The following is a 4,096-nucleotide window of genomic DNA, read 5'->3' on the forward strand; positions in this document are numbered from 1 at the left end:
TGACCGCCATCGCGACGGCCGGCCGGCAGGGCAGACGCATGATCGTCTCGTCTCTTGATCGGAAGGTATGACCGACCCTGTGACTATGCGCCGCCCCCCGCCACCCCCCTCGGCCCCACGCCCGGGAACCCGCCCGGCTCACCCGGAGGGCGATGCGCCGACGGCGCGGGGCAGGCCTCGCCGCCCGGGAGAGGGGCGACGGGGCCTCAGCCCATGCTGCTTCGGACGGTTCCGGACCCGCCCTCGCGGACGGCGGCGACGGAGGACTGATGACTACTAAGGGTGAGCGGGGTGCAGCTGCCGGGGGCGAAACGGCTGTTGGCACCGAGCGCGGGGCGGAGGACAATGGAATGGTCCCATCGCATGGGGAGGGACGACATGACCGACCCCGTGGACAAGAGCGGTTCCAGAGACATCGAAGGACCGCAGGACCCGATCGTCGAAAGGCTCCGCCCCGACCCGTCGCGGCTGCCTGAAGCAGGGCTGACGATGCACGGGTTCCTGGGCGACAGCGATCAGTCCGGCCGTCGAAGGCTCTACCTCACGACGAAGCTCGACTACTTCGTCGAGTTCTCCGTCCACGACGTCCTGGACAGCGCACGGATCCCCGCCGAGAGCCCGCCGTTCCACGGCACCGAGGCCACCCGCATCACGCTGCGCAAGGGCGCCGAGATCGCGTACACGCACAGCACGTCGGTGCGCCCGCCGGACGAGTTCGACCTTGATGTCCGGCGCCGGCGGATCCCGCGGCGTCGGCCCTCACGGCCGTTCCGCGCGGCCGACGACGACGGCCTCCGGACGTGGCACTGCGAGCATGACCAGTGGACGAACACCGACTTCATGTTCGAGTGCCATTCGCAGCAGTTCTGGACCTGCACCTGCTACGAGTCGTTGGGATCCTGTGTCAACACCTGCGACCCGACGACGTGCGGAGGATGCCTCCCGTCGGACGGATGCGAGGACAGGACCATCAGCTGCATCGAGACGGCCTGCAGTCCCGCCTGCTGAGGCCGGACAGCGCCGGCCGCCACGGCGCCGGCCGCACCATCCCGACCAGCTTCCGGGAGGTCGGATGCCGGGGTCCGGAACCCGTCGTCGAGAGCGTCTTCGTTCCCGGCCCGGCGGCCTCGACGCACCCCGGCGAAGCGCAGCCCTGTTCGTCGCGCGCGATGTCGCCGTGCGCGCCGCCGACCGGAACCGCATCGCCCGGTCGCTGCCGCTCGCCCGCCGTCAGACGCGCCATCCGGAGTCGGTCCGCTGGAGCCCGTGGGGGCTCGCCGCCGGCAGTGCCGGCATCGCGCTGATGTGTTCCTATCTCGACCAGTGCCTCCCGGAGGAGGGATGGGACGCGATCGGCCACGGATTCCTCGCCGACGGGGCGGACGCCCTGGGCCGCGGGAGGCCGACGCGCCCCGGCCTCTTCGACGGGCTCAGCGGTTTCGCCTTCGCGGTGGAGTCGCTGAGCCGGAACGGCGACCGCTATCAGCACCTGCTCAGTGCCGTCGACGAGCTGCTCGCCCCACGGGCGGCGGCCGTCGCGGCAAAGCTGGACGTGGGTGCGGACGGCGTGCCGACGAGCACGTACGACACCGTCAACGGGGCGAGCGGCGTGGCGGCCTATCTCCTGAGACGCGATCCGTTCGGCGTGCTTCCACAGGTTCTGACCGCCCTGGTGCGCCGTTCCCGGCCGGACCCCCACGGCGCACCCCGATGGGCCACCCCACCGGGGATGCCGACCTCCGAGGCCATGCGCCGCGCCTACCCGTCAGGACAGCTCAACTGTGGTTTGGCGCACGGCATACCCGGGGTCCTGGCAGTGCTGTCCCTCGCCGCGCGCGCCGGCCACGAAGTCCCCGGTCAGATCGACGCGGTGCGCTCTCTCGCCCGATGGCTGCTGGCACAGCGGGTCGACGACGCGTGGGGAGGGAGCTGGCCCGACGCCGTGCCGCCGGCACCCGACGGCCGGGAGGTGCCCCGGCGCACCGCCGTCGCCACGCGAGGCGCATGGTGCTACGGGAACCCCGGGGTCGCCCGGTCCCTGTGGCTGGCCGGCCAGACCCTGGACGACGACGAGCTGCGACGCTCGGCGGTCGAAGGGGTGATGAGCGTGCTGCGACGCCCCGTCGAACTGCGGTACCTCAGCTCTCCCACCTACTGCCACGGTTGGGCAGGGCTGCTCGGCATCGTCCTGCGGTTCTCCCGGGAGACCGCGTCGGGCCCGCTCGAAGGCGCGGCCAGCGCGCTCGTCGACCGGCTGCTCGGAGCCTACGACCCGGAACTGCCGTTCGGATACGCCTCCTTGGAGGCCGGGGATACCGCCGTGGACCGCGCCGGAGTGCTGGACGGTGCCGCCGGTGTCGCCATGGCCCTCATGGCCGCGGCTGCCGACGTCGAGCCGGCCTGGGACCGGATGTTCCTTCTGTCATGACCGGCCCCCCGCTTGCACGGGCGCGGCCACGACCGCCGGCCCGCCTTGCGCGAAGCACTCGGATGCGTGCTGCCACGGACCAACTCCTCCCGCCCGAGTGCCCCCGGCCGGCTGTGCCCGTGGTGGGCGCAGCCGGCCCGGCGGCCGCCGCGTCGTCAGGTGCGCTCGATCTCGACCTTGGTGATCACGACGTCCTCGACCGGGCGCTCGTCCTCGGTCGGTGCGGCGGCGATGGCGTCGACCACGGCCTTCGACGCTGCGTCGGCGACCTGGCCGAAGATCGTGTGCTTGCGGTTCAGGTGGGCGGGGGTGCCGACGGTGATGAAGAACTGCGAGCCGTTGGTGCCCGGGCCGGCGTTGGCCATGGCGAGCAGGTACGGCTTGGTGAAGAACAGCTCCGGGTGGAACTCGTCGGCGAAGGCGTAGCCCGGGCCGCCGGTGCCGGTGGCGGTCGGGTCGCCGCCCTGGATCATGAAGCCGGCGATCACGCGGTGGAAGACCGTGCCGTCGTAGTACGGGCCGCTGCCGGGCTCCCCGGTCCGGGGGTCGGTGTAGTCGCGGGTCCCCTCGGCGAGCTCGACGAAGTTCCGCACCGTCTTCGGCGCGTGGAACTGGAACAGCTCCAGCCGGATCGGTCCCCGGGTGGTGTGCAGGGTCGCGAAGAGCCCCTTGGCCATGAAAACTCCTTGGTTCGGATCATCGGATCGGGGCCACTCTGCCACCATCCGTCCGGGGAGGCGGGAGCGGCGTGGGAGGCTGTCGGTCGTACGCGTCCCCGATCCCGACCAGGAGCCCACCCCATGGACCGTCCGCCGGCTGCCGCCCTGCGCCTCGACGCCACCGTCTCCGGGCACCCGGCCGGCATCCTGGACGCCGCCGAGCAGGCCGAACGGCGGGGCATGGACCGGCTGATGGTCCCCGAGACCGCCTACGACCCGTTCCTCCAGCTGGCCCGGGCGGCCGACCGGACCAGCGGCATCGAGCTGGCCACCGGCGTCGCCGTCGCGTTCGCCCGGACGCCGATGACGCTCGCCTACCAGGCCTGGGGCCTGCACGCGGCCTCCGGCGGGCGGGCCGTCATCGGCCTCGGCTCGCAGGTCAAGCCGCACATCGAGAAGCGCTTCGGCATGCCGTGGGACCGGCCCGCCGCCCGGATGCGCGAGTACGTCCACGCGGTGCGGGCGATCTGGCAGAGCTGGCAGACCGGGGAGCGGCTGCGCTTCCGCGGCGACTTCTACACCCATACCGTGATGACCCCGGTCTTCGCCCCCGACCCGGTCCCGGCCGGTGTGCCGCGGATCCTGCTGGCGGGCGTCGGGCCGCTGATGGTCCGGGCGGCCGGGGCGGTCGCGGACGGCTTCCTCAGCCACCCCTTCACCTCCGTCGGCTACCTGACCGGGCAGGTGCTCCCCGCCCTCGCCGAGGAGCGGGCCCGGGCCGAGGCCGGGGGCGCCGCCTGGACCGGCCGCCCGTTCGAGGTCGTCGGCCAGGTGCTGACCGCCACCGGGCGCACCGAGGAGGAGCTGGCCGCCAACCGGGCCGCGCTGTGCGAACGCCTCGCGTTCTACGCCTCCACCCCCGCCTACCATGTCGAAGGACGGCTGCGAGCGGCCGGGCTGCCACTCGTCGGCCGGCCAGTACCGGGAGGAGTCCGGGGTGAGCACCTCG

General features: G+C 72.9%; 4 protein-coding genes. 3 read left to right on the top strand and 1 reads right to left on the bottom strand.

Annotated elements, in window-relative coordinates; genetic code table 11:
* The first annotated feature begins 378 nt into the window (after window positions 1–378).
* The gene (locus ABZ885_RS36675; RefSeq protein ID WP_360198825.1) at window positions 379–1,008 is read left to right on the top strand and encodes a hypothetical protein; all 630 of its coding nucleotides are present in this window, start codon (window positions 379–381) and stop codon (window positions 1,006–1,008) included.
* Between the two features lie 169 nt (window positions 1,009–1,177).
* Window positions 1,178–2,428, top strand: a complete 1,251-nt coding sequence (locus ABZ885_RS36680) for a lanthionine synthetase C family protein (protein WP_360198827.1) — start codon at window positions 1,178–1,180, stop codon at window positions 2,426–2,428.
* 155 nt (window positions 2,429–2,583) lie between these two features.
* Here ABZ885_RS36680 and ABZ885_RS36685 read toward each other — a convergent pair whose 3' ends face one another.
* Window positions 2,584–3,105 carry a peptidylprolyl isomerase gene (locus ABZ885_RS36685; protein WP_360198829.1) on the bottom strand — a complete coding sequence of 174 codons (522 nt, stop codon included), beginning with the start codon at window positions 3,103–3,105 and terminating at the stop codon, window positions 2,584–2,586.
* A gap of 123 nt (window positions 3,106–3,228) precedes the next feature.
* On the opposite strand from ABZ885_RS36685, the gene ABZ885_RS36690 reads away from it, so the two are divergent.
* On the top strand, window positions 3,229–4,096 hold an 868-nt coding region (locus ABZ885_RS36690; protein ID WP_360198831.1), incomplete at its 3' end, for a TIGR03617 family F420-dependent LLM class oxidoreductase.

The sequence above is a fragment of the Kitasatospora sp. NPDC047058 genome (assembly GCF_040643935.1).
Taxonomy (GTDB): Bacteria; Actinomycetota; Actinomycetes; order Streptomycetales; family Streptomycetaceae; genus Kitasatospora.